The organism is Klebsiella sp. CB_Kp196 (genome assembly GCF_040061575.1).
Taxonomy (GTDB): domain Bacteria; phylum Pseudomonadota; class Gammaproteobacteria; order Enterobacterales; family Enterobacteriaceae; genus Klebsiella; species Klebsiella michiganensis.
Genome location: NZ_JBEAFH010000034.1, coordinates 48,931 through 74,926, shown reverse-complemented (window position 1 = coordinate 74,926; position 25,996 = coordinate 48,931). Strand labels below are relative to the sequence as shown.

Genomic DNA, 25,996 nt, shown 5'->3' with positions numbered 1-25,996 from the left:
CTAAAAGGAGAGTTTAACATGAGTCTGGATATCGACCAGATTGCCCTGCATCAGTTAATCAAACGTGATGAACAAAATCTGGAGCTGGTGCTGCGCGAATCGTTGCTGGAGCCGACGGCGACGGTTGTCGAGATGATGGCCGAACTGCATCGTGTCTACAGCGCAAAAAATAAAGCCTACGGCCTGTTTAATGAAGAGAGCGAGCTGGCGCAGGCGCTGCGCGGGCAGCGTAAGGGCGAAGAAGCGTTCCTGCCGTTTAGCCGCGCCGCTACCGGGCGCCTGCGCGACGAACTGGCAAAATATCCCTTTGCAGAAGGCGGTATTGTGCTGTTTTGCCAGTATCGTTATCTGGCGGTGGAATATCTGATGGTGGCGGTGCTGAACAACCTAAGCAGCATGCGCGTCAACGAAGAGCTGGATATCAGCTCCACCCATTATCTGGACATCAATCACGCGGATATCGTCGCGCGTATTGATTTAACCGAGTGGGAAACCAACCCGGAGTCAACGCGCTATCTGACCTTCCTGAAGGGGCGGGTAGGGCGCAAGGTGGCGGATTTCTTTATGGATTTCCTCGGCGCCAGCGAAGGGCTGAACGCCAAAGCGCAGAACCGCGGCCTGCTGCAGGCGCTGGATGATTTCGCCGCCGATGCGCAGCTGGATAAATCTGAACGTCAAAACGTGCGCCAGCAGGTATACAGCTACTGCAACGAGCAGTTGCAGGCCGGTGAGGAAATCGAGCTGGAGTCGCTGTCGAAAGAGCTGGCGGGCGTCAGCGAGAAGACCTTTCAGGAATTTACCGCTGAACAAGGCTACGAGCTGGAAGAGAGCTTCCCGGCGGATCGCAGCACGCTGCGTCAGTTAACCAAGTTTGCCGGCAGCGGCGGCGGGTTAACCATTAATTTTGACGCTATGCTGCTGGGCGAGCGGGTGTTCTGGGATCCGGCTACGGATACCTTAACCATTAAAGGCACGCCGCCGAACCTGCGCGATCAGCTACAGCGCCGTACTTCTGGCGGAAATTAATGCGCAAAATCCCGACGTCGAGTCGGGATTTTTTTGCCTGAACCCGTATTACAGGGCGTAGAGGATTTCTACCCCCGCCAGGGTTAGCTGCTGTCGCAGCGCCTCGTCCAGGGTCGTATCCACGATCAGCGTACTGGCTGCCCCCAGCTCGCCGATGGCAAAGGCCGACGCGGAGTTAAGCTTTTCTTGTGACGCCATCACCACCGTTTCGGCAGCCCGCGCCGCCAGCGCGCGTTTAATGCCCGCTTCTTCATAGTCACCGGTGGTGAATCCCGCCCGGGGGTGAACGCCGGTGACGCCCATAAAAAACAGATCGGCGTTGATACGGGAAATACTCTCGAGGGCCGCAGACCCGACGCTGACGACGGAATGTTTAAACAACCGGCCGCCGATCAAAATCACCTCGATGAGCGGTTTTTGCACCAGCGCGACGGCAATCCCCGGGCTATGGGTGACCACGGTACACGCGAGGTTATCCGGTAGCAGGCGCATCATCTCCCCGGTGGTGGTGCCGCCGTCAACAATCACCACCTGACCGGGCTGAATGAGCTCAACCGCGCGCTGGGCAATGCTCTGCTTTGAGGCGATTTGCACGTTCTTTCTTGTTTCAATAGGCGCGATGGCTTCGGAAACCGGCAGCGCGCCGCCGTGGACGCGCTGCAGCTTGCCTTCCGCGGCCAGCTCCCGCAGATCCCGGCGAATGGAGTCCTCTGATACGCTAAAGCGCTGGCTGAGATCTCCGGACATCACCTGTTTTTCCTCGGCGAGGATCTGCAAAATCTGCTGTTTTCTCTGGCTGGCGAGCATCAAAATACCTTCATGAGTGATCTTGTTTGTGCACGATTATGCATGTTATGTTGCTCGCTGTCACCTAAAAGGGGAAAAACATGCACGCTGACGCACCGCGCGTTCGCCATATCCGCGAAACGCTATTATCGGACAACTGGTACACGCTCAAGAAATATACCTTTGAACTACTGCGCCGTGACGGGCGCTGGCAGGAGCAGAGCCGGGAAGCTTACGACCGCGGCAACGGCGCGGTGATCCTGCTCTACAATCGTGAAAAGCAAACGGTAGTGCTGGTTCGCCAGTTTCGCTTTCCGGTGTGGATTAACGGCCATGATGGATTTTTGATCGAAGCTGCCGCCGGACTGCTGGATAACGCTTCTCCGGAGGCGCGCATCGTTGCCGAAGCCGAAGAGGAGACCGGTTTTCGCGTCACGCGCATAGAGCCGGTATTCACCGCTTACATGAGCCCCGGTTCGGTGACGGAGAAGCTTTACTTTTTCATTGCCGAATACTCTGCCGACGATCGGCGCGGCGACGGTGGCGGCCTGGCGACGGAAGGGGAAGATATCGAGGTGCTGGAGTGGCCGCTGGAAAAAGCTCTGCAGGCTATTCGCGAAGGGGAAATCGTCGATGCGAAAACGATTATGCTGTTGCAGCATCTGGCGCTGAACAGGTCAACGCTACTCGGCTGATAAACAAAACGCCCCGAACCTTGCGGAGCGGGGCGCTTGCCATACAACTTTCAGCGAGCGATTAAGCGCGAACGAAGTCGATGTGGGACAGCTTCGGCTTGAACGGGTGACGCTGAACAGCCTGAGCTTTAACTTTCTCTTCTTTGCCATCAACAACGATGGTCAGAACTTCGTTGTAGAACTCAGCGTTGGTCTGCATGTTCCACACTTTGTCGTGATCCAGTTCGATTGCTACTGGCGCAGCTTCGCCGCCATAGATGATGGCCGGGAATTTGTTAGCTGCACGCAGGCGGCGGCTCGCACCCTTACCCTGCTCTTTACGTACTTCTGCGTTGATAGTAAACATTGATGTCTCTCTATATATAAATCCTGCTACAGGCGACCCAGCAGCAGGCAGATTATCTGCTTTGCGAATGCAAAAGCGGGCGGCATTATAGCCGCCATAGGTGTTTGCAGCAACCAAAACCTCAGACGTGAGGGCGATTAGCGTAGTTCGTTGGCCCGGCGGAATCGGCCCTGATAATCAAATACTTTCTCCCGCACCTGCCAGTATTGCCCCTTCATGCGCGCCACGACAAAGTCCGGATGGCGCAGAAGCGCCTGCTGGGCGAGGATATCGGCGGGCGTTATCCAGCGCAGCGGTACGCCCGGCGTTCGGGTATGCGGGCGGATAAAGAGCTGCTCAAAGGCGGTGCGCTGGGCGGGCGTATGCAGGCGGAAGCGCTCACTAACATCCGCGCCATCTTCGTCGTAATAGGTGATTTTTAGCCAGGCGCCTTTATCATCCGCGCCGTGCTGCAGATCCATTCCGCTACAGCGCAGCACCAGCGCATCTTTAAGCTTCAGCGCGGCTTTCAGCATGTCGTCGGGGTCGACCAGGATGGTATCGCACTCGCGGCAGCGGCGGGTGGCGATATCGTTTTCCGCGTTACACTGCGGGCAGTTTTTAAAGCGAAAACGAAAATCACACTGCTCGCGATGGCCTTCGTCATCCTCAAACCAGCCCTGGCAGCGGCGGCCAAAGTGTTCAATCAGCGTGCCGTCGGCGGTGGTTTTCCCCCAGAACGTATTGGCGAAACCGCATGCCGGGCAAAAAACCTGGACCGGCACGTTGTCGCTTTTCCCCTTCGGCGTTCCCACTTCAGGCGCGTAAAGGTCGTGCGGATTACCGGCGTAATCGAGGATCAGGCAGTCCGTTTTACCCGGCGCCAGGCGCAGGCCGCGGCCGACGATCTGTTGGTAAAGGCTCACCGACTCGGTCGGGCGCAGGATGGCGATCAGATCGACATGCGGCGCATCAAAGCCGGTCGTCAGTACCGCGACGTTAACCAGATAGCGGTATTGCTGAGCTTTAAACGCGTCGATGATGCGATCGCGCTCCGGCCCCGGCGTTTCACCGGTGATTAAGGCCGCTTCGCCCTGCGGAAGCAACCCGGTCACTTCGCGGGCGTGTTCAACGGTGGCGGCGAAAATCATCACCCCTTTGCGCGTTTGGGCGAATTCAACGATTTGGCTGACGATATGCGGCGTGACGCGCTGCTGTTTTTTCAGTTCGTGGTTTAAATCAGCCTCGCTGAACAGGCCGTTACTTTGCGACTGCAGGCGGCTGAAGTCATATTGAACCACCGGCATATCCAGCCGCTCCGGCGGCGTCAGGTAGCCGTTCTTAATCATATAGCGCAGCGGCAGCTCGTAGATGCAGTCGCGAAATAGCGCGTTTTCATCACCGCGCACCATGCCGTGGTAGTGGAACTGGTAAATCCACCCCTTACCGAGGCGAAAAGGCGTCGCGGTCAGCCCCAGCAGGCGCAGGTGCGGATTGACCTGCTGAAGGTGGCTGATAATCTGCTGATACTGGCTGTCATCATCGTCGCTGATGCGGTGGCACTCGTCGACGATCAGCAGCGAAAACTCGCCCTGAAACTGGTCGAGGTTGCGGGCGACCGACTGCACGCTGCCAAAGACCACTTTACCGTGGCTCTCTTTACGCTTGAGGCCCGCGGCGAAAATATCCGCTTCCAGGCCGAGCGCGCAATACTTGGCGTGGTTCTGCGCCACCAGCTCTTTAACGTGCGCCAGCACCAGCACGCGACCGCGCGCCAGGCGCGCAAGTTCGGCGATAACCAGGCTTTTACCTGCGCCTGTCGGCAGCACAATCGCAGCAGGTTCATGATGGCGGCGAAACCAGGCGAGCGTCGCGTCGACCGCCTCTTTTTGGTAGGGACGTAATGTAAATGTCATGAATTTATGGCGGTTAATTAACTCGCGAATAGTATGCCACGAATCTTTTCCCTTGAGTGGTGTTAATAGCCCGTTATACTACCCCATGAAATTCTTCTTTTTCGGGCGCGTTGCCCGCTCCAGCACTTGTACAGGCTAAAAAAATCTCATGCGACTTGATAAGTTTATCGCTCAGCAACTTGGCGTTAGCCGGGCTATTGCCGGGCGTGAAATCCGCGGCAGCCGCGTTACCGTGGACGGCGACATTGTAAAAGACTCCTCCTTCAAGCTTCTGCCGGAGCATGACGTCGAGTATGACGGCAATACGCTGGTTCAGCAGACCGGCCCGCGCTACTTTATGCTCAACAAGCCGCAGGGTTACGTTTGTTCCACCGAGGATCCGGATCATCCGACGGTCCTTTATTTCCTCGACGAGCCGGTGGCGCACAAGCTGCATGCCGCGGGGCGTCTGGATATCGACACCACCGGACTGGTATTGATGACCGACGATGGCCAGTGGTCGCACCGCATTACTTCCCCACGCCACCATTGCGAAAAAACCTATCTGGTGACGCTGGAAAATCCGCTGGATGAGTCCACCGCCGAGCAGTTTGCCAAAGGCGTTCAGCTGCATAATGAGAAAGACCTGACCAAACCGGCGGTGCTGGAAGTGGTGACGCCGACCGAAGTCCGCCTGACCATTAGCGAAGGGCGCTACCATCAGGTGAAGCGGATGTTTGCCGCGGTGGGGAATCATGTGATTGGCCTGCATCGCGAACGTATTGGCGATATCGCGCTTGATGCGTCGCTGGCGCCGGGTGAATATCGTCCGCTGACGGCAGAAGAAATTGCCAGCGTTGGCGGCCAACATGCGCGGAGTAAAACGTGACGGCAAAGCAGAATTCTTCATTAGGGATTGTGTTTATTCTTGGCCTGCTGGCCATGTTAATGCCGCTGTCGATTGATATGTATCTTCCGGCGCTGCCGGTGATTGCGGCGCAGTTTAATGTGCCGGACGGCAGCGCGCAGATGACGCTCAGTACCTATATTCTGGGCTTTGCCCTGGGCCAGCTTTTATATGGCCCAATGGCGGACAGCATGGGGCGTAAACCGGTGATACTGGGCGGTACGTTGGTTTTTGCCGCGGCGGCGGTGGCCTGCGCGCTGTCGCAGACTATCGATATGCTGATCACCATGCGCTTTTTCCACGGCCTGGCGGCCGCGGCGGCGAGCGTGGTGATTAACGCCCTGATGCGCGATATCTATCCCAAGGAAGAGTTCTCGCGGATGATGTCGTTCGTCATGCTGGTGACCACCGTCGCGCCGCTGGTGGCGCCGATGGTCGGCGGAGCGGTGCTGGTGTGGTTTAGCTGGCATGCGATCTTCTGGATCCTCGCGGTGGCGGCGCTATTAGCCTCGGCGATGATCGCCTTCTTTATTAGCGAGACCCTGCCGCCGGAACGCCGGCAGAAATTTCATATTCGCACTACGCTCGGCAACTTCGCGACGCTGTTTCGCCACAAGCGGGTGCTGAGCTATATGCTGGCAAGCGGTTTCAGCTTCGCCGGGATGTTCTCGTTTCTGAGCGCCGGCCCGTTTGTCTATATCAATATCAACCACGTTTCACCGCAGCACTTTGGCTACTATTTTGCGCTGAACGTCGTCTTCCTGTTTGTCATGACCATGATCAACAGCCGCTTTGTGCGGCGGGTTGGGGCGCTGAACATGTTCCGCGCCGGGCTATGGATCCAGTTTGCGATGGCGGCGTGGATGGTCGTGTGCGCGCTGTTTGGCGTGGGGTTCTGGGCGCTGGTGTTTGGCGTGGCGGCGTTCATCGGCTGCGTTTCGATGGTCTCCTCTAACGCGATGGCGGTGATTCTCGATGAGTTTCCGCATATGGCCGGGACCGCTTCCTCGCTGGCAGGGACGTTCCGTTTCGGGATTGGCGCCATTGTCGGTGCGCTGCTGTCGATGGCGACGTTTACCACCGCCTGGCCAATGCTGATTTCTATCGCCTTCTGCGCCAGCAGCTCCATCCTCTTTTACCTCTACGCCAGCCGACGGCGCAAAGCCGCGCGCTAAGCGACTTTCAGGGGGCGATATCGCCCCTTTTTTTGATGCATGTCAACCAAATCTGGCTTCTCTGTTCAGCGATTTGTTTATTTTATGTAAAATCAAATCGTTCAAAAAGTCGCATGATTGCGATAAAAAAGTTGTTTTAGATCACAGAAACGGGTACATATAGCCCGAAGATGTTCCATCTGCACAATTATAAACTTTTACATTACAAACCAATAACACGGCTATGCCACTGGTGTAAGCGTTTTCTGTGCAGGAAGAGGACTGGTTGTCAATAATGTGTTAGTATTGATGTAAAATTATTGTGAAGTATTTTGCTTCCGGGGTAAACACGTGAATACACTGCAACTCTCTATCGTACACCGTCTGCCGCAGAGCTATCGCTGGCTGGCCGGTTTTGCAGGTTCAAGAGTTGAACCGATTCCGCAAAACGGCGCCCAGAGCGAAAACAGCCTCGTGGCGTTGAAATTACTCAGCCCCGATGGCGAAAGCGCGTGGCCGGTCATGCATAAGCTCAGCCAGGCGCTTAGCGACATCGAGGTCGACAGCTCTGTCGTTGAATGCGAAGGGGAACCGTGCCTGTTTGTTAACCGTCAGGACGAATTCGCTGCAACCTGCCGCCTGAAAAATTTCGGCGTGGCGATTGCGGAACCTTTCTCCGGCAACAATCCCTTCTGACCGTCAGCTTAACGCCAGCAGCTGACGGGTATACTCCTGCTGCGGAGCGGTAAATACGCGCTCGCACTCACCTTGCTCGACGACTTCTCCCTGCCGCAGCACCATCACCTGATGACACAACGCCCGCACGACGCGTAAATCATGGCTGATAAAAATATAGGCCAGCTGATGCTTTTGCTGTAACGCCTTCAGCAGCGCGAGGATTTGCGCCTGTACGGTTTTATCCAGCGATGAGGTGGGCTCATCCAGCACGATAAGCTGCGGTTTGACGACCAGCGCCCTGGCGATCGCGATGCGCTGACGCTGGCCGCCGGAGAAGGCGGCAGGGTAGCGATGCCGTGAGTATGGATCGAGGCCGACCTCCTGCATCACCTGAATCACCGCCTGCTCCCGTTCGGCCGGCGTGAGCGACGGTTGATGGACGCGCAATCCCTCTTCGATAATTTGCAGCACGTTGAGCCGCGGGTTTAGCGATGAGTTAGGATCCTGAAAGACCACCTGCATGCGACGACGCAGCGGCAGCATCTGCCGGCGATTGCGTCCCTGAAGCGCCTCACCGTCAAAGGCGATCGCGCCATCGGAATGAATCAGACGCAGAAGCGCCAGCCCGGTGGTGCTTTTGCCCGATCCGGACTCGCCGACCAGCCCCAGCGTTTCTCCCGCGCGCAAATGAAAGCTGAGGGCGTTAACGACCCGGTTATGATCGACAACTCGCCGTAGCAGACCTTTACGTATCGGGAAGGCGATAGTCAAATTTTCCGCCCGCAGCAACACCGGGGCATCGGGTGCGAGCGGGACGGGATCGCCCGACGGCTCGCTATCCAGCAGGCGGCGGGTATAAGGGTGTTCGGGGGCGGAAAACAGCGCCCGGCAGCCGTTTTGTTCCACGCAGCGGCCGTTCTGCATCACCGCGACGCGGTCGGCGAGCTGACGAACGATGCTCAGATTATGGGTGATAAACAGCAGCCCCATATTCAACTCTTGCTTCAGCTCCCGCAGCAGCGTGAGGATTTGCGCCTGCACCGACACGTCCAGCGCGGTGGTGGGTTCGTCGGCGATAAGCAGCTCCGGGCGGGTTAACAGCGCCATGGCGATCATCACCCGCTGGAGCTCGCCGCCGGAAAGCTGATGGGGATAGTCGGCCAGCCGCCGGGGCGCGTTGCGGATGCCGACGCGATCGAGGCAGTCGAGGATTTCCCCGCGCGCCGCTTCTTTGCGCATCCCGCGATGCAAAGAGAGCACTTCGTACAGCTGTTTTTCCAGAGTATGCAGTGGATTAAGCGAAACCATCGGCTCCTGAAAGATCATCGCAATGCGGTTACCGCGCACGCCGCGCAGGGTGCGTTCATCCGCGTGCAGCAGCGACTGGCCGTGAAAACGGATGTCGCCGGCAGGATAGCTGACCGGCGGCGACGGGAGTAGCCGCAGCACCGATAGCGCGCTCACGCTCTTCCCGGAGCCGGACTCGCCGACCAGCGCCAGGGTCTCGCCGACGGCAATCTGCAGCGACAGTTCGCTGACGACGGGGGTAGTCTCACCCTGCTGGCGAAAGGCGATGGAGAGGTTATCGATATCTAACAAAGGTTGCGTCATGCTACACCGCCTTGCTTGGGTCAAAAGCGTCGCGAACCGCTTCACCAATAAAAATCAATAACGTCAGCAGGACCGCCACCGACAGAAAGGCGGCGATGCCCAGCCAGGGCGCCTGCAGGTTGTTTTTACCCTGCAACAGTAGTTCGCCCAGCGAAGGGGAGCCCAGCGGCAGGCCAAAACCGAGGAAATCGAGCGAGGTCAGGGTGGTTATCGAACTGCACAGAATGAACGGCAGGAAGGTCAGGGTGGCGACCATGGCGTTAGGCAGCATATGGCGCAGAATAATGGCGCGATCGCTGACGCCGAGCGCCTGCGCGGCGCGGATATAATCATAGTTACGGGTGCGCAGGAACTCAGCCCGGACCACGCCGACCAGCGTCATCCAGCCGAACAGCACGGTAATGGCCAGCAGCCACCAGAAGTTGGCCTGTACAACGCTTGAGAGCAGGATAATCAAGAACAGCGTCGGCATTCCCGACCAGACTTCGATAAACCGCTGCCCCCAGAGGTCAATCTTCCCGCCGTAATACCCCTGAACGGCGCCGGCCATCACCCCCAGTACGCTGGAGAAGAAGGTCAGCAGCAGTCCAAAGAGAATGGAAATGCGCGTGCCGTACAGAATACGCGCCAGCACGTCCCCGCCGTTGGCATCGGTGCCCAGCCAGTTCTGTCCTGACGGCGGCGAAGGGAAGGGCGCGTCGGTGGCGAAATTAATGGTCGTCGCGCCGAAACGAACCGGCGCCCACAGGGCCCAGCCGTTATCCGCCAGCCGTTTTTGCAGCCACGGGTCCTGATAGTCGGCGGCGGTGGCAAAGCTGCCGCCGAAGGTGGTCTCACTGTAGTTTTTCAGGAGCGGAACGTAGAAGCTGCCGCGGTACTGGACCAGCAGCGGCTTATCGTTAGCAATAAGCTCTGCGCACAGGCTACAGGCGAAAAGCGCTAAAAAGAGCCATAGCGACCAGTAGCCGCGGCGGTTGTGGCGAAAACGCGCCCAGCGGGCCTGATTGACGGGACTAAAAAATGACATTAGCGGCCCTCAAAATCGATTCGCGGATCGACCAGCGTATAGCTGATATCGCTGATGATATTCAGCAGCAGGCCAATCAGGGTAAAAATATACAGCGTGCCGAACATGACCGGGTAATCGCGAGATACGGTGGCCTCATAGCCCAGCAGCCCCAGTCCGTTTAGCGAGAACATCACCTCAATCAGCAGCGAACCGGTAAAAAACATACTGATAAAGGTGGCCGGGAAACCGGCAATCACCAGCAGCATCGCGTTGCGAAACACGTGGCCCCAAAGGATCTGCTTTTCGCTGACGCCCTTGGCGCGTGCGGTAACCACGTACTGCTTGCGGATTTCATCAAGAAAGCTGTTTTTGGTCAGCATCGTGAGGGCGGCAAAACCGCCGATCACCGTTGCCAGCACCGGTAGGGTGATATGCCAGAGATAGTCGAGGATTTTTTGGTACCAGGGCAGGCTGTCGAAGTTGGCTGACACCAGCCCGCGCAGCGGAAAGAGATCGAAATAGCTGCCGCCGGCAAAGATAACGATCAGCAAAATGGCAAACAGGAACGCCGGGATGGCATAGCCGATAATAATCAGCGTACTGCTCCAGACGTCAAAATGGCTGCCGTTGCTGACCGCTTTACGGATCCCCAACGGAATCGACACCAGGTAGATGATGAGCGTACTCCACAGGCCCAGGGTGATTGAGACCGGCAGGCTGTCTTTAATCAGCTGCAGTACCGATGAGCTGCGAAACAGGCTATCGCCAAAATCAAAGCGCAGATAATCACCGAGCATTTTAAAATAACGCTCGTGCAGCGGCTTATCAAAGCCGTAGCGGTGGGTTATCTCAGCAATCACCTCCGGGTCCAGCCCGCGCCCGCCGCGATAGTGCCCATCGCTGATGTTGCTGACCCCGGTACGCGCATGGCTGGCGGCCATGCCGCCATCTCCGGCGCCGGGCAAGCCGCCGCGGTCGCCGAACTCAATCGCCGCGATCGCCTGATCGACCGGACCGCCGGGCGCGATCTGCACAATAAAAAAGTTAATGGTGATAATCGCCCACAGGGTGGGGATGATGAGCAGTAGTCGGCGGAGCAGATATGCACCCATCTTAATTCCTTAGCGTCTATCCGCGGGGAGTCTGGCCGCTTTGCTTGCGTCGTACCACCAGTTTTCGAAACCGGAGGAGTAGACCGCGCGGGTCTGCGGGAAGGAGAATTTGTCCCAGTATGCGGTTCGGTCCTGCGCCATATACCACATCGGCAGCATGTAATAGTTCCAGGTCAGCACGCGGTCGAGAGCCCGGCCCAGCGGCAGCAGCTTTTCTTTATTACCCTGCCAGCGAATAATCTGCGCGATGAGCCGGTCGACGGCCGGGCTTTGTACCCCTGAGGCGTTATAGCTGGAGTTAATATATTCGGAGTCCCAGGAGACTTGCAGGTCGGTGCCGGGCCAGGGCGTGGCGCGCCAGACGTTGGGCATCATGTCGTAATCCCGGCTGCGCTTGCGGTTACTGTACTGGGAGTTGTCGACCTGGCGAATATCCATGACGATGCCGAGCCGCTGGAGGTTGTGCTGGAAGGGCAGGACCCAGCGATCGCTGCTGCCGGAAGGAAGCAGCAGCTCAAAGCGTAACGGTTTGCCGCTCTTCGCATTAACCCGCCGCTGGTTTTTCACTATCCATCCCGCCTGGTTAAGGATGGCATCCGCCTTAAGCAAGTTTGCGCGTTCGAAACCATCGCCGCTGGAAACCGGGGGGCGGTATATCTGCGTGAAAACTTCGGCCGGGATCTCTTTTTTCAGCGGCGTTAACAGCGCCAGCTCGTCGGCATCCGGATAATCGCGCGCCGCGTATTCGGTATTCTGAAAGAAGCTATTGGCGCGGCTGTAGGAGTGATAAAACAGCGCCTTATTCATCCATTCAAAATCAAAGGCGAGGGTAATGGCTTCGCGTACCCGGCGGTCGGAAAATACCGGGCGCTGAATGTTAAAGGCCAGCCACTGCGTATTCTGCGCCGAGGTGTTGGTGTATTCATCTTTAACGATATAGCCGTGGGTAAAATTGCGCCCGACGTAGCGGGTAGCCCAGTTCTTGGCAACGTTCTCTTCGCGACGGTCGACGGCGCCGGCCTTAAAGGCTTCGAAAGCGACGTTGTCGTCCAGGTAATAATCGTAGCGCAGCGTATCGAAATTCCAGCGCCCGCGGTTGACCGGTAAGTCGGCGGCCCAGTAGTCCTTAACCCGCGAGTAGGTAATGTACTGGCCCATGCGCCAGGCGGTGATGCGATACGGGCCGCTGGCCAGCGGTGGGGCGGATAGCGGGTCGCTGAGTTTATGGTTTTTCCAGAATTTTTCCGGCATCACCGGTAGCGTCATCAGGCTAAGCATGTTCTCTTTGCCCGGTTTGGCTAAATCAATGCGTACGGTGAGCGGAGCGATGGCTTTTACGGTGGTGCCTTTATAATAGAGGCGAAACTGCGGCACCCCTTCGGTCATAAACTTCCGGAAGGTAAACGCGACATCGCTGGCGGTGACGGGGCTGCCATCGTGATAGCGGGCGCGGGGATTGAGCGCGATCTCCATCCATGAAAAATCATCGGCATAGCGCGTATGCTCGGCGATCAGCGGATAGTAGCTGCCGGGCTCATCATCAGAGGTGGTGAACAGCGTGTCGTATAAGCTTTCGGTACGAATACCGGGGTTGCCGCGCATGGCGTAGCGGTTGAAATTATCAAAAGTACCGATGGCCGCGAGGGTAATCGCCCCGCCTTTAGGCGCGGCGGGGTTGGCATAATCGTAATGGTCAAAGCCCGCGGCGTATTTCGGTTCGCCGATAATAGCGAACCTGTCGCTCTCTTTAATCGTTTGCGCCTGGCTCTGCAGGCTAAATAAGGTCAGCAGGATCAGGCTGATGCGTGCAAAAATAACCAGGATGTCGCCCTCCAATGTCAGACCTGAAGCGGCCTGACCTTTGATAGCAAATAATAAAGGACCCTTAGCGGCTTGTGAAATATTTCGCCGGTTCATCATGGGCGGCGATCAGCGCGTCCAGCGTCAGCGGCCGGCTTAACCAGTAGCCCTGTAAATAGTTTACCCCGTGGTCGCGCAGCCATTCCGCTTGTTCCTGCGTTTCCACCCCTTCAGCGACCGTGGTGAGCTTCAGGCGGCGGCTCAGGGTGATAACGGCATCAAGCACCGGTGAGGTGACGGTCTCAGTGCCGATAGCCTGCACGAAGCCGCGGTCTATCTTCAGGTAATCAAAGTTATAGCGCTCCAGATAGATTAGCGCGCTATGACCGGTACCAAAATCATCAATCGCAATTTCAAAGCCCTGTTCGTGCAGCCAGTCGAAGTTCCCTAAGGAGCGATTCTTATCGATCATCGCGCGCTCGGTGATCTCCAGCACCACGCTAAAATGGCCGGCCGGCATGGCGGCGGCGAAATGCTGAAGGTCTTGCTGAAAGCTGCCTGCGTGCAGATGAAGGGGGGAGATATTTATCCCCAGCTTGCTCCCTGCGGGCAGGAGCGTTTGCAGAACAGGCGCATCCTGCGCAATCAGTTTTAACAGATGGCGGGTGAGCGGAATAATGATCTGCTGGGTTTCAGCAAGGTTGATAAACACATCGGGAGGGATCTCGCCGGCCACGGGATGTCGCCAGCGCATCAGTACCTCAACGCCGCTGATGCGCAGCGTCTCTGACCTCACCACCGGTTGATAAACCACATAGAACTGATCGTTTTTGATCGCCAGCAGCAGCTCTTTGCGCGGGTCCGATTTAATCGTCAGGATGTAGTAGCTTAAAAGCCCGGCCAGCAGCCCGCACACGACGCCCAGCAGCAGAGCAAACTGCGTATTCTCCGCCAGCCAGCTGTTCGCGTAGAGATAAACCTTCAGCGGCAGGCCGTCGATTTGCGTCTGGCGAATGGGCGGCGAGAGCAGCGTCTGCGGGTCGATAAGTTGGTTGCTGAAGGTGGAAATGGCGGTGTCCTTAATGGCCAGCGCCAGGCCGCTGAAATCATTCTGTCGGGCTGAGTAGAGAATATAGGGCGTCAGGTTGGCATTAATCGAGACAAAAATACCGTCTTTCCCGCCGTGTGGGCTGCGGACCCACAGCGCCAGCGCGGCGCTTTTCGGCATCATTGGCGTCCCGGGCAGAATCGCCATATCGACCGCTTGAGTAAGATTAAGCTGCGGAATGAGCTGGGTTAAGGGCGTGTTCATAGCGCCTGTGGCGGAGGAGCAAAAGGCAAGGCCATTTTTGACCAGCAGGATGGCGCGGACGTTCGGGCTGAATGCTGCATGGGCGGTTAAGCCTGAGGCAACGTTTTCACAGGGTTGATCGACCAACGGCTGCATGCCCTGAATCGTCTGATTCAAATCGTGAAAGTAGTCCTGCAGATACGTATGAACGTTGTGAATAATGGCGTCGAAACGCTCCGCACGGTTGTGATAAATCACCATAAACTGGATGCTACCGGCCAGCAGGGCGACGGCTATTCCAACACATATGCTGGTCAGCCAGATTTTTCGCCGGGGAGCGAGATGACGGGTAGGCATAGGCTATATAGTCAGTCCGTATTGTTGATTTGCGCCAGGGGGCTGATAGAAATCGCTTTTTCTATCCCTGCTTAAAGACATCGCTTATTTTACGAAGTTTCCTGGCTGGCGAGCAAAAAAAAACACCGCCTCGGCAGTGTTTTTTTTATTTCTTTCGTTGGCCAAGGGATTAACCAACGGCAGAAGACGATTACGAACGGCTCAGAACGCGTCGCGCTTCGTTATAGCGCTTTTTCCAGTACGGCTCATCCATGCTTGAAATTGTCACACCGCTGCTGGTGGAAGCATGAACAAACTGATTGTTGCCGATGTAGATCCCTACATGGCGGCCCGTGGAACCTGCGCGGAACAGAACTAAATCACCGGTGCGCAGCTGCGCGCGGCTGATCGATTTTCCGGAATCCTGCTGCTCTGAAGTCGAGCGCGGCAGTTCCAGGCCAAACTGTTCACGGAAAGTCCGTTGCACAAAGGCGGAACAATCGATGCCTTTACGGGTGCTGCCGCCGAGGCGGTAACGCACGCCCTTCCAGCTGGCATATTGATCCATCAAGCGGGACTTAACGTCCAGGTTGCGGACCATCGTTTCAAATTCATCCTGAGAGGCTTGCAGTGATGATAAATCGCCACTACCCACAGCAAGCGTCTCAGAATGCATATTCCTGGCGGTACTATTTGAACTACACGCGGAAAGCAGAACCGCAACTGCAATCGCGGGGGCGACCCGCAAGATATATCTCAAAATCGGCTGAGATTTGACCATGCTGTGTGTTATCCCTTGTTGTCCTTAACGACAATGTCGTTATAAAAAATGCCAAACGTGTTAGAGCCTAATTACCTGGTCGCAATGAGACAATTCCGTAAGCATAAAACTGTGGACTGACGCACAAATTTATTCATTCTCTGAATTGATGTCGCTGACGAGGCAAAACGAGATTGAGGTTACCCGATCAACCGGGGGATGGCGAGCGGTTTTACGCATTTTCTTATAAGTATTTTTGCGACAAAAAGTGAATCATCGGCAAAGGGCAAAATAGCGGCAGCAATGGGTAAAAAATACGCAATTTACTCATTTCTAACATGATTACTATGACGGGAAGATGATGCCGGATGAGAAAAAACGCGCGGACAAAAAAAGGGACCCAGAACGATCCCTTATGAATGATATTAATTAATTGTAAAGATAGATTTAATTTTTAGTTTTTCTACCCGGAAGATAACGCTCAAATAACGCAATGACATTATCACTCAGCGGGGTCATCAATACCCAGGGGGCGCCAATGAGTACCGCCGTTAATGAGCCGACGGCAATATCGGTAAACCAGTGAGCGCCAATCATTACGCGTGGAAAAGCGAACACTACGAATATGACCAGCGCGATGGCAAACGCCCGGCGACCGAAATAGCGCCACATAAATGATGCAAAAATCAGCAGCATCATACCGTGATCGCCTGGAAAGCTATCTTTAGACGCATCTTTAGTGGGGAAGGAGATCACATCGCTCACTTTGGTGATATCGGTAAAAGAGAGCGAAGGGCTGGCGCGCTTAACCGGCATCAGGTGCTGGGCAAGCTGATTGATGATGACGGCGGCCAGCAGCATCGCCAGGCCGATGATAATCACCCGGCGGCGTCCGGCGCTCTGCTCTTTAAACCAGAAGCTTAGCATCAGGCTGCCCATCGCCAGTAGCGAGCAGGCATCAAATGCGCGGTTGTTGATAATCGCCAGCAGCCAGGTGTAAGCGGTGCTCACGCCAACCAGGTGGTTAAAGAAATAGAAGATCGCCGAGTCCAGCGGATTCCAGAAACCATGGTTAACGGGAAGGTACCATGAACAAAAAAGCGCAACACCCGCCGCGTTCAGCAGCAGGATTAGGGGAATTCGATTTTTAATCATAACTATCGTGTGTTGGGTAAACGACGGCAACCATAGCCGTCTTAACTTAAACGAATCCTCAACAAGGAGGCCTGCAGTGCGTTCCAGTCCGTTTCGGTATCGGCAATCAGCTCGATACGGCTATCGGGAGGGGAAACGTTCTGCGTCTCAATATGCAGATCGCGCTGCTGGCGGTTGATGCGTACCACTCCTTCCGCGATGCGCATCACGCCTTTCACGCGCCCGACCGGCGCCAGGCGCGCCCATTCGAGCAGGGCCACGGTGTCGAAAACGGTTTCGGCGTCAAAAATCCAGCCGCAGGCGTGATAGCCCTGGCCGCTATTGAGGCTGCGACGCCAGCGCTGATGGGCAGGGAGGCTCAGTGCCGCAAGGCCCTGTTTCTGCCCGTGGCCGTGCGCGTGTTCGGGGCTGGCGGGAAGCGGCGCAAGATTGCGGCGCGGCAAATCAAGCAGTGCCGGGTCGATATTCCCCCGCGTGGCGCTGACGAACCGCCGATCGCCGGCATAGGTCTGCCACCAGGCGGCGAATGCGCGTTGGCTTTCCTCCGTTTCGCGGTCGGCTTTATTACTGATAATGACGTCAGCGGCGGCCAGCTGGTCGCGAAAGTTGTCGTTGGTTACAATTTTTTCGTCCAGCAGCTGGCGCGGATCCAGTACGCATAAGGTGGCGCGCAGGTCGATCCACGGCTCGTATATTGCGGCGGTCAGCATATCGAGGATCTGTTTAGGATGGCCAAGCCCGGTGGGTTCTATCAGCAGGCGATCGGGTTTGCCCTGGCGCAGCAGGGTGTTGAGCCCGACCTGCATCGGCAGACCGTTCACGCAGCACATGCAGCCGCCGGGGATCTCTTTGAGCAGCGCGCCGCTTTCCGCCAGCAGCGCGCCGTCAATGCCCACTTCACCAAACTCGTTGACCAGCACGGCCCATTTTTCATCCGCGGGCTTATGGGCCAGCAGATGCAGAATCGACGTCGTCTTGCCGCTGCCGAGAAACCCCGTGATCAAATTGGTTTTGGTCACTTTTTCTCCAGGATAAATGTAATGTTGTAACAGTTACGCTATCCTGACGAAAAAAAGGGGAAAAGAGAAGTCTTACCGCGGACAGAAGGGGGATCTGTCCGCTAAAAGGCAGAAATTGTTAAGCGTTCAGCGTGCCGGCAATCGCCTGACGCGCGCCAAAAGCGGCGAGCTGATGCCATGCGGCGGTGATATGCGCGACAAACTGCGGGTTCTGCGGCAGGTCGCGGCCGAAGATCTCTTCAAGCGTAAGCAGGGCCGCCACGCGCTGGTGTTCATCGCTGGCAGAAACCCGTTTCTGCATCTTATCGGCCAGCGGATCGCGAATATCAATCGCATTTCCGGCATCGTCAATACCGCTGACGTAGCGCATCCAGCCGGCCACGCCGAGCGCCAGCAGCGGCCAGCGGCTGCCCCGAGCGAGATGGACGCGAATACCCTCAAGCATACGTTGCGGCAGCTTCTGGCTACCGTCCATGGCGATTTGCCAGGTGCGATGCTTCAGCGCCGGGTTGCTGAAGCGCTCGATCAGGCTGTCAGCGTACGCCGTCAGGTCAACGCCCTGAATGGATAAGGTCGGCGCCTGTTCGTCAAGCATCAGGCGGTAGGCGGCGCTGCGGAAAATCGGATCCTGCATGCAGTCGCTAATGTGCGCATGGCCAGCCAGATAGCCAAGCCAGGCGAGAAACGAGTGGCTACCGTTGAGCATCCGTAGCTTCATTTGTTCCCACGGTAAAACGTCATCGGTCATCTGGACGCCCGCGGTTTCCCAATCCGGGCGACCGGCAACAAAGTTATCTTCAATGACCCACTGGATAAAGGGTTCGCAGCTGATTGCGCAGGGGTCTTCCACGCCTAGCGTCGCGCTAATTTCTGCCAGCGACTCATCGGTGGCGGCGGGCACGATGCGGTCAACCATGGTACCGGGAAAGCTGATGTGTTCGGCGATCCACTGCGCCAGCTCGGGGTCCCGTTTTTCGGCCATTCCCAGCACGGCGTTTTTTACCACATGTCCATTATCGGGAATATTGTCGCAGGAGAGGACGGTAAACGGCGGTAGCCCGCGCTGTCGGCGGCGCGCCAGCGCTTCCACCAGAATGCCGGGAACCGATTGCGGCAGCGTCGGATTTTGCAGATCGTGAATAATGCGCGGCTGCGTCATATCCAGCTGGCCGCTGGCCGGATCGATGCAGTAGCCCTTCTCGGTGATGGTCAGAGAGACAATGGCGACCTGCGGTTCGCAAAATTTCTCAATAATGGCGGCCAGCGAATCCAGTTTCGCATTCAGACACTCATGAACGGCGCCGACAATAATCGGCTGATTGCCCTCGGCGCCTTTTTCCAGCACGGTAAACAGGTGGTCCTGCTGGCGAAGCTGGCTCATCAGCCGATCGCCGCTGAACAGGCTAATCTCACAAATCCCCCAGTCTCCGCCGCTGGCGTTGAGCACCCGATCGGTGAGAAGGGCCTGGTGCGCGCGATGAAACGCGCCAAAACCGAAATGCACAATACGCGAACGCAGCTGACTGCGATCGTATCGAGGAAGCTGTACGCCTTCCGGCAGCGTGGCTGTCGCAATGGTTGTCATTCTTAACACACCTGATTAACCAATAATTAACATGATCAGTGTAAAGATATATGACAACAAATTAAATTGGTGAGCCTTATTTATCCGCTTAATGTGAGCTTGATCATGCAATTCTGTCGCGGTAAACGGTCAGGCCGCAAAGTATGCGCAGAGAGCCGGTGAGATTAGCGGTAACTTCGCTATTTTTGGTATAACAGCTTTTGGCGGAGGGGAGATTGCGGATAAGGGGCTAATAAAAAGGACAGCCGCTGGCTGCCCTCCTGGATATTGCAAACGCGGAGTTTAGTCCGCGCGGCCCATGTAGCGGCTCTCTTCGATATGGATGCGGATACGCTCTCCCGCGCTCAGGTATTCAGGCACCTGAACAACAAGGCCGGTGCTCAGCGTCGCCGGTTTGTTACGCGCGCTTGCGGATGCGCCTTTGATACCCGGCGCCGTCTCAACGATTTCGAGATCCACGGTCTGCGGCAGTTCCAGCGCCAGCAGCTGGCCGTCCCAGGTCAGAACCTGCATATCCGGCATGCCGCCTTCCGGCATAAACAGCAGCTCTTCTTCGATCTGCTCTTTGGTGAAGATATACGGGGTGTAATCTTCTTTATCCATAAAGACGTATTCGTTGCCATCGATATAGGAGAAGTCAACGAAGCGGCGGGTCAGGGTGACGGTATCGACGATGTCGTCGCCTTTGAAGCGTTCTTCCACTTTCAGGCCGGTGCGTACATCGGAGAAACGCATTTTGTACAGCGTCGCTGCGCCGCGGGCGCTGGGTGACTGAATATCAATATTTTTAACAATCAGCAGTTTGCCGTTGTAATTCAGCACCATACCTTTTTTAATTTCATTCGCTCTTGGCATTGCAGTAATCCTGTCACTTAAAGGGTCGAAAATATCGCGTAAAACTACTCGCGCCGGGCCTTTCAGGCAAGTGGAATTCGTCTGTTTTGCTATCTTCAGGTAAAACGTTTAGGCTGGGCTGCTAAAAGCGTTATCGGAAGAGTCGATTATGGAATGCCGCCCTGAATGCGGAGCTTGCTGTATCGCTCCTTCTATCTCCAGCCCTATCCCGGGCATGCCGCAAGGCAAGCCGGCAAACACCCGCTGCGTGCAGCTATCGCAAAATAATCTCTGCGCTATTTTTGGCTCGCCGTTAAGGCCGAAAGTGTGCGCCAGCCTGAAGCCGGAAGCGGAAATGTGCGCCACCAATCGCGAAGACGCCATGACCTGGCTGCTTCATCTTGAGCTGAGCACTTCGTGACGGTGCAAGCCCGCGCGGGATACCCTTAAACGTCTTTAATACGCCACAGGCAGGCCTGAGTGATGACCCCCATCACCAGCGCAATCCAGAATACGGCGTGATAGCTCCAGACTTCCGCAACGACCCCCGCCAGCGAACCGGCGATAATCCAGCCAACGCGCGTGGTATTGGTATAAAGCGTGGTGGCCGCACCCGCCTGTCCGGGCATCAGGTCCTGGAAATAGAGCATGCCGATACCGGCCAGGATACCGATAAAAATGGCGTTCAGCGCCTGTAGGGCCAGCAGCAGTCCGGGGGTATGGACGGTTAGCATGCCAACGTAAAACAGCACGCCGGCCACCGCTGAGATGCGCATCAGGAAACGTTTGCCGAAGCGTTTGGCATAATAGCCCGCAATCAGCATGGTCGGGATTTCCAGCCCGGCGGCGGTGCCCATCATGACCCCGGCCAGCTTCTCCGGTAAATGCAGTTCATTGATGATAAACAGCGGCATATTAATGATGTACAGGCTGTTGATTCCCCACATCAGCGTACAGATGATAAACAGCAGCAGCGCGTCGCGGCGGTTGGTACGCGGCGCTTCAAGATGGCCCGTAGCGATCTTCGGCTCTTTACGCATGCTGGGAAGAAAAAACCAGACCATCGCGCCGCAGACCACAAAGGCAACTGCCGCGCTGAGATACATCACCGTAAAGCCAAAACCCATGGCCAGCGCGTAGGCCAGCGGCGGTCCGATAACCCATGCCAGCGACACCTGAGCGCGCAGAATCGAACTAAACATGACCGCCTCACGGCCCGTTTTATCCGCATGCTCGCGGGCGAGGGCAAACATCTGCGGGTTGGCGGTGGAGCCGAAGCTGCTGAGAAATACCCCGATGAACAGCAAAATAAAGTAGTTACGGTTCCAGGCGAAGAGCACGCAGGCCAGCACGCCCATCAGGCAGCAGAAGACGATCAGCCGCTTGCGGTCGCCTTTGCGATCCGAACGCCCGGCGAGGAACTGGCTCACCAGAATGCCGATCACCGCGCTACCGGTAAAAAAGAAGCCGACCATCGCCGGTCGTACGTGAACCTCGTTCGTCAGAAACAGGCTCAGCGTTGGCGTCTGGAGTGCCCCGGCGATACCCGTCAGGAAGGCGACGATCAGAAAGGCGGAAGAGGTGAAATCAAACCCGCGTCGTGGCAGGGCGGCGCTACTGTTTTGCATGTCGGCGTTCATCGGTTTTCAGGAGTCGCGGAGTTTACGCCGTCACTCAGAAAATGAACAGTACCAGGGCACGAATAAATCAAAAAGATGTTTCAAAATCAAACTTCAGCAGAAAGCTGAAGTTTTCCCGGCCTCGACGCTCCCGCTTCAGCAAAAGTGTGCTGTATCTCTAACTTCTGTTATCAGAAAACGAACTTTTCTTGCCTGGCGGCTAATAAAGGTACAGACTTCTTGAAACGTTTCAGCGTCATCGGGAGATTCTCCGGCAGGTAGATGACGCATTTTTTCTCAAAGTAGCTGAAACGATTCAATTCAGCAGGAGAGGAGAACCATGTTCCAGTTATCTGTGCAGGATATTCATCCCGGTCAGCAGGCCGGTAATAAAGAAGAGGCTATTCGTCAGGTTGCCTCCGCGCTGGTCAGCGCGGGCAACGTGGCAGACGGCTACATCAACGGGATGCTGGCTCGCGAGCAGCAAACCTCCACTTTCCTTGGCAACGGTATTGCGATTCCGCACGGTACCACCGACACCCGCGATCAGGTACTGAAAACCGGCGTTCAGGTGTATCAGTTCCCGCAGGGCGTGACCTGGGGCGAAGGGCAAACCGCCTACGTCGCCATCGGTATTGCCGCCAGCTCGGATGAACACCTGGGGCTGCTGCGTCAGCTGACCCACGTGCTGAGCGACGACTCCGTTGCTGAACAACTTAAGTCCGCGACGACCGCTGAAGAGCTGCGCGCCCTGTTGATGGGTGAAAAGCAGAGCGAAGCGCTGAAGCTGGATAACGAGACGCTGACCCTGGACGTTGTCGCCAGCGACCTGCTGACCCTGCAGGCGCTGAACGCCGCTCGGCTGAAAGAAGCCGGCGCGGTCGATGCTTCCTTTGTTAGCCGTACGATTAATGATAAACCGCTGAACCTCGGTCAGGGCATCTGGCTGAACGACAGCACCGAAGGCAACCTGCGCAGCGCCGTTGCCGTCAGCCGCGCGGCCAGCGCCTTTACCAGCGAAGAGCAGCCGGTTTCTCTGCTGATCACCGTCGCGATGGCCGATGACCAGCCAACTGCGGTGCTTAATCGCCTGAGCAATTTGCTGCTCGACAAAAAAGCTGACCGTTTGCTGAAGGCTGATGGTGCCACGCTGCTGGCGCTGCTGACCAGCGACGACGCGATTGCGGAAGATGTTCTCAGCGCGGAATACGTTATCCGCAACGAGCACGGGCTGCACGCGCGTCCCGGCACGATGCTGGTTAATACTATTAAACAATTCTCCAGCGACATTACCGTCACCAACCTTGATGGTTCGGGCAAACCGGCCAACGGCCGCAGCCTGATGAAAGTCGTGGCGCTGGGCGTGAAAAAAGGTCACCGCTTGCGCTTTACCGCGCAGGGTGAAGATGCGCAGCAGGCGCTGGATGCGATTGGCGAAGCGATCGCCGCAGGCCTTGGGGAGGGCGCATAAATGAGCAGACGTGTCGCAACGATTACTTTAAACCCGGCCTATGACCTGGTGGGTTTTACCCCGGAAATTGAACGCGGTGAGGTTAACCTTGTTCGCACCACCGGTTTGCACGCCGCAGGGAAGGGGATCAACGTTGCAAAAGTGCTGAAAGATCTCGGTATCGACGTCACCGTTGGCGGTTTCCTCGGTAAAGACAATCAGGATGGTTTTCAGCAGCTGTTCAGCGAGCTGGGCATTGCTAACCGTTTTCAGGTTGTTCAGGGCCGTACCCGTATCAACGTCAAGCTGACGGAGAAAGACGGCGAAGTCACCGATTTCAACTTCTCCGGCTTTGAAGTCACGCCGGGCGACTGGGAGCGTTTTGTTAACGATTCCCTGAGCTGGCTGGGCCAGTTCGATATGGTTTGCGTGAGCGGTAGCCTGCCGTCTGGCGTCAGCCCGGAAGCGTTCACTGACTGGATGACCCGCCTGCGTAGCCAGTGCCCGTGCATCATTTTTGACAGCAGCCGCGAAGCGCTGGTTGCCGGTCTGAAAGCGGCGCCGTGGCTGGTTAAACCTAACCGTCGCGAGCTGGAAATCTGGGCGGGCCGCAAGCTGCCTGAAATGAAAGATGTGATTGAAGCCGCTCATGCGCTGCGTGAGCAGGGAATTGCCCACGTGGTTATCTCCCTTGGCGAAGAAGGCGCTCTGTGGGTTAACGCATCCGGAGAGTGGATTGCCAAGCCGCCTTCCGTTGAAGTGGTAAGCACCGTTGGCGCCGGTGACTCCATGGTTGGCGGCCTGATTTATGGCCTGCTGATGCGTGAGTCCAGCGAACATACGCTGCGCCTGGCAACGGCAGTTGCCGCGCTGGCGGTGAGTCAGAGCAATGTCGGTATTACCGATCGTACCCAGTTGGCCGCAATGATGGCGCGCGTCGACTTACAACCCTTTAATTAACAGCAGGAGAGGCATAATGAAAACGCTGCTGATTATTGATGCCGGGCTTGGACAGGCTCGCGCCTATATGGCGAAGACCCTGTTAAGCACTGCGGCGCAAAAAGCGCAACTCGAACTGATTGATAACCCGAACGACGCTGAGCTGGCGATTGTGCTGGGCACGGCGCTGCCGGCCGACAGCGCGCTGAACGGCAAAAAGGTCTATCTCGGCGATATTAACCGCGCCGTAGCGCACCCGGAGCTGTTCCTCGGTGAGGCCAAAAGCCATGCAACGCCTTACAGCGCCCCGGCCGCTGCCGCTGTACCCGCAGCGACCAATGGTCCGAAACGCATCGTAGCGGTCACCGCCTGTCCGACCGGGGTGGCGCACACCTTTATGGCGGCGGAAGCGATTGAAACCGAAGCCAAAAAACGCGGCTGGTGGGTGAAAGTTGAAACGCGCGGCTCCGTGGGCGCGGGCAATGCAATCACCCCGGAAGAAGTTGAACAGGCGGATCTGGTGGTGGTGGCTGCCGATATCGAAGTGGATCTGGCGAAATTCGCCGGTAAGCCGATGTATCGCACCACCACTGGTCTGGCGCTGAAGAAAACCGCTCAGGAGCTGGATAAAGCCGTTGTTGAAGCGAAACCGTATCAGCCTGCGGGTAAATCCCAGGCCGCGGCGGAAGGCAAAAAAGAGTCCGCTGGCGCCTATCGCCACCTGCTGACCGGCGTGTCGTACATGCTGCCGATGGTGGTGGCGGGCGGTCTGTGTATCGCGCTCTCCTTCGCTTTTGGTATTAAAGCCTTTGAAGTGAAAGACACCCTGGCCGCCGCGCTGATGCAAATCGGTGGGGGCTCAGCCTTCGCGCTGATGGTGCCGGTACTGGCGGGCTTTATCGCCTTCTCCATCGCTGACCGTCCGGGCCTGACGCCGGGTCTTATCGGCGGTATGCTGGCGGTAAGCACCGGGTCCGGCTTTATCGGCGGTATCATCGCTGGTTTCCTTGCCGGTTACGTGGCGAAAGCGATCAGTACGAAGCTGAAACTGCCGCAAAGTATGGAGGCGCTGAAGCCAATCCTGATCATTCCACTGGTTTCCAGCCTGATCGTAGGTCTGGCGATGATTTACCTGATTGGTAAGCCCGTTGCCGGGATCCTCGAAGCGTTGACCCACTGGCTGCAAACCATGGGCACGGCGAACGCGGTTCTGCTCGGTGCGATCCTCGGCGGTATGATGTGTACCGACATGGGCGGTCCGGTGAACAAAGCGGCCTACGCCTTTGGTGTTGGTCTTCTGAGTACCCAAACCTATGCGCCGATGGCGGCCATTATGGCGGCGGGTATGGTTCCACCGCTGGCGCTGGGTCTGGCGACGCTGGTTGCGCGTAACAAGTTCGACAAAGCGCAGCAGGAAGGCGGCAAAGCCGCTCTGGTTCTCGGCCTGTGCTTTATCACCGAAGGCGCGATTCCGTTCGCTGCTCGCGACCCGATGCGCGTCCTGCCCTGCTGTATCGTTGGCGGCGCGGTCACCGGCGCGATGTCCATGGCGGTCGGTGCTAAGCTGATGGCGCCGCACGGCGGTCTGTTCGTCCTGCTGATTCCTGGCGCGATTACGCCGGTACTCGGTTATCTGATGGCGATTGTCGTCGGTACGCTGGTCGCAGGGCTCTCCTACGCGGTGCTGAAACGTCCTGAAGTTCAGGTAGTCGAAAAAGCAGCCTGATCGACCTATTAAATCGTTCTCAAGGGCAGAGTCTTCTCTGCCCTTTTTTTATGCCTCATCTCCTCCCGCTCATCCTGCCGTATGTGCTCTCCTTCGCATTTTTAAACTGTTTAAAAACCATACGGGGCATTTTTTGTGATTTTGTTCATGTTCATATGAAATCCCTCTTGCTGACCTCTTTACTTTAAAAACATTGCGCTTAACATAAACACATGTTCACATTCAAACATGTGTTTATTGAGGGGTGATGAATGGGAGTATGCTTATTTATTGATATTCAATAA

23 protein-coding genes are annotated in these 25,996 nt (G+C 56.6%); 9 read left to right on the top strand and 14 right to left on the bottom strand.

Annotation, left to right across the window (positions count from 1 at the left end; all coding sequences use genetic code 11):
* The first annotated feature begins 18 nt into the window (after positions 1-18).
* On the top strand, positions 19-1,026 hold the full coding sequence (yejK, locus tag ABLU87_RS08310; RefSeq protein WP_004122954.1) for a nucleoid-associated protein YejK: 1,008 nt from the start codon (positions 19-21) through the stop codon (positions 1,024-1,026).
* 48 nt (positions 1,027-1,074) lie between these two features.
* Here yejK and ABLU87_RS08305 read toward each other — a convergent pair whose 3' ends face one another.
* A complete protein-coding gene (locus tag ABLU87_RS08305; protein WP_064404463.1) occupies positions 1,075-1,833 on the bottom strand; it encodes a DeoR/GlpR family DNA-binding transcription regulator in 759 nt (252 codons plus the stop codon).
* Between the two features lie 80 nt (positions 1,834-1,913).
* On the opposite strand from ABLU87_RS08305, the gene ABLU87_RS08300 reads away from it, so the two are divergent.
* Complete coding sequence (locus ABLU87_RS08300; RefSeq protein WP_009654037.1) at positions 1,914-2,507, top strand: NUDIX domain-containing protein; 594 nt, start codon at positions 1,914-1,916, stop codon at positions 2,505-2,507.
* 61 nt (positions 2,508-2,568) lie between these two features.
* Here the strand turns inward: ABLU87_RS08300 and rplY are convergent, their stop codons facing one another.
* Positions 2,569-2,853, bottom strand: coding sequence for a 50S ribosomal protein L25 (gene rplY, locus ABLU87_RS08295; RefSeq protein ID WP_004103955.1), 285 nt, complete (start codon positions 2,851-2,853; stop codon positions 2,569-2,571).
* Positions 2,854-2,990: 137 nt separating this feature from the next.
* Positions 2,991-4,748, bottom strand: a complete 1,758-nt coding sequence (locus ABLU87_RS08290) for a DEAD/DEAH box helicase (RefSeq protein WP_128334730.1) — start codon at positions 4,746-4,748, stop codon at positions 2,991-2,993.
* A 148-nt stretch (positions 4,749-4,896) separates the two neighbouring features.
* On the opposite strand from ABLU87_RS08290, the gene rsuA reads away from it, so the two are divergent.
* From rsuA to ABLU87_RS08275, 3 genes are all read left to right on the top strand, one after another.
* Positions 4,897-5,616, top strand: coding sequence for a 16S rRNA pseudouridine(516) synthase RsuA (gene rsuA / locus ABLU87_RS08285; protein ID WP_064391617.1), 720 nt, complete (start codon positions 4,897-4,899; stop codon positions 5,614-5,616).
* Positions 5,613-6,809: a Bcr/CflA family multidrug efflux MFS transporter gene (locus tag ABLU87_RS08280; protein WP_014230177.1), complete on the top strand. Its 1,197-nt coding sequence runs from the start codon at positions 5,613-5,615 to the stop codon at positions 6,807-6,809. The genes rsuA and ABLU87_RS08280 overlap by 4 nt, the downstream gene beginning before the upstream one ends.
* A gap of 330 nt (positions 6,810-7,139) precedes the next feature.
* Positions 7,140-7,484: a YejG family protein gene (locus tag ABLU87_RS08275; RefSeq protein WP_004122937.1), complete on the top strand. Its 345-nt coding sequence runs from the start codon at positions 7,140-7,142 to the stop codon at positions 7,482-7,484.
* A 3-nt stretch (positions 7,485-7,487) separates the two neighbouring features.
* On the opposite strand, the gene yejF is transcribed toward ABLU87_RS08275, so the two are convergent.
* The 10 genes from yejF to yeiP form a co-directional block, all read right to left on the bottom strand.
* Complete coding sequence (yejF, locus tag ABLU87_RS08270) at positions 7,488-9,077, bottom strand: microcin C ABC transporter ATP-binding protein YejF (protein ID WP_128334731.1); 1,590 nt, start codon at positions 9,075-9,077, stop codon at positions 7,488-7,490.
* A gap of 1 nt (position 9,078) precedes the next feature.
* Complete coding sequence (locus ABLU87_RS08265) at positions 9,079-10,104, bottom strand: ABC transporter permease (protein WP_004852714.1); 1,026 nt, start codon at positions 10,102-10,104, stop codon at positions 9,079-9,081.
* Positions 10,104-11,198, bottom strand: coding sequence for a microcin C ABC transporter permease YejB (locus ABLU87_RS08260; protein ID WP_004122930.1), 1,095 nt, complete (start codon positions 11,196-11,198; stop codon positions 10,104-10,106). The genes ABLU87_RS08265 and ABLU87_RS08260 overlap by 1 nt, the downstream gene beginning before the upstream one ends.
* Before the next feature lie 9 nt (positions 11,199-11,207).
* Complete coding sequence (locus ABLU87_RS08255; protein WP_128334738.1) at positions 11,208-13,013, bottom strand: extracellular solute-binding protein; 1,806 nt, start codon at positions 13,011-13,013, stop codon at positions 11,208-11,210.
* Positions 13,014-13,083: 70 nt separating this feature from the next.
* On the bottom strand, positions 13,084-14,646 hold the full coding sequence (locus ABLU87_RS08250; protein WP_014839070.1) for a cyclic di-GMP phosphodiesterase: 1,563 nt from the start codon (positions 14,644-14,646) through the stop codon (positions 13,084-13,086).
* A gap of 190 nt (positions 14,647-14,836) precedes the next feature.
* Positions 14,837-15,406 (bottom strand): bifunctional murein DD-endopeptidase/murein LD-carboxypeptidase, encoded by a 570-nt coding sequence (gene mepS / locus ABLU87_RS08245; RefSeq protein ID WP_004122922.1) that lies wholly within the window; start codon positions 15,404-15,406, stop codon positions 14,837-14,839.
* A 426-nt stretch (positions 15,407-15,832) separates the two neighbouring features.
* Positions 15,833-16,546, bottom strand: a complete 714-nt coding sequence (locus ABLU87_RS08240) for a phosphatase PAP2 family protein (protein WP_025106743.1) — start codon at positions 16,544-16,546, stop codon at positions 15,833-15,835.
* A 35-nt stretch (positions 16,547-16,581) separates the two neighbouring features.
* On the bottom strand, positions 16,582-17,559 hold the full coding sequence (locus ABLU87_RS08235; RefSeq protein ID WP_128334732.1) for a GTP-binding protein: 978 nt from the start codon (positions 17,557-17,559) through the stop codon (positions 16,582-16,584).
* A gap of 118 nt (positions 17,560-17,677) precedes the next feature.
* Positions 17,678-19,144, bottom strand: a complete 1,467-nt coding sequence (locus ABLU87_RS08230; RefSeq protein WP_025106745.1) for a fructuronate reductase — start codon at positions 19,142-19,144, stop codon at positions 17,678-17,680.
* 282 nt (positions 19,145-19,426) lie between these two features.
* The gene (gene yeiP, locus ABLU87_RS08225; protein WP_004122911.1) at positions 19,427-19,999 is read right to left on the bottom strand and encodes an elongation factor P-like protein YeiP; all 573 of its coding nucleotides are present in this window, start codon (positions 19,997-19,999) and stop codon (positions 19,427-19,429) included.
* A 148-nt stretch (positions 20,000-20,147) separates the two neighbouring features.
* Between yeiP and ABLU87_RS08220 the strand changes: the two genes are divergently transcribed.
* Positions 20,148-20,399: a YkgJ family cysteine cluster protein gene (locus ABLU87_RS08220; RefSeq protein WP_014230170.1), complete on the top strand. Its 252-nt coding sequence runs from the start codon at positions 20,148-20,150 to the stop codon at positions 20,397-20,399.
* 25 nt (positions 20,400-20,424) lie between these two features.
* On the opposite strand, the gene setB is transcribed toward ABLU87_RS08220, so the two are convergent.
* On the bottom strand, positions 20,425-21,606 hold the full coding sequence (gene setB / locus ABLU87_RS08215) for a sugar efflux transporter SetB (protein ID WP_032721873.1): 1,182 nt from the start codon (positions 21,604-21,606) through the stop codon (positions 20,425-20,427).
* Between the two features lie 331 nt (positions 21,607-21,937).
* Between setB and fruB the strand changes: the two genes are divergently transcribed.
* From fruB to fruA, 3 genes are read left to right on the top strand one after another with little or no spacing between them, the layout of a single operon-like run.
* Positions 21,938-23,068, top strand: coding sequence for a fused PTS fructose transporter subunit IIA/HPr protein (gene fruB, locus ABLU87_RS08210; protein WP_032750633.1), 1,131 nt, complete (start codon positions 21,938-21,940; stop codon positions 23,066-23,068).
* Positions 23,069-24,007, top strand: a complete 939-nt coding sequence (fruK, locus tag ABLU87_RS08205) for a 1-phosphofructokinase (RefSeq protein ID WP_004103928.1) — start codon at positions 23,069-23,071, stop codon at positions 24,005-24,007.
* 16 nt (positions 24,008-24,023) lie between these two features.
* Positions 24,024-25,712, top strand: coding sequence for a PTS fructose transporter subunit IIBC (fruA, locus tag ABLU87_RS08200; RefSeq protein WP_014230167.1), 1,689 nt, complete (start codon positions 24,024-24,026; stop codon positions 25,710-25,712).
* The last annotated feature ends 284 nt before the right edge of the window (positions 25,713-25,996 follow it).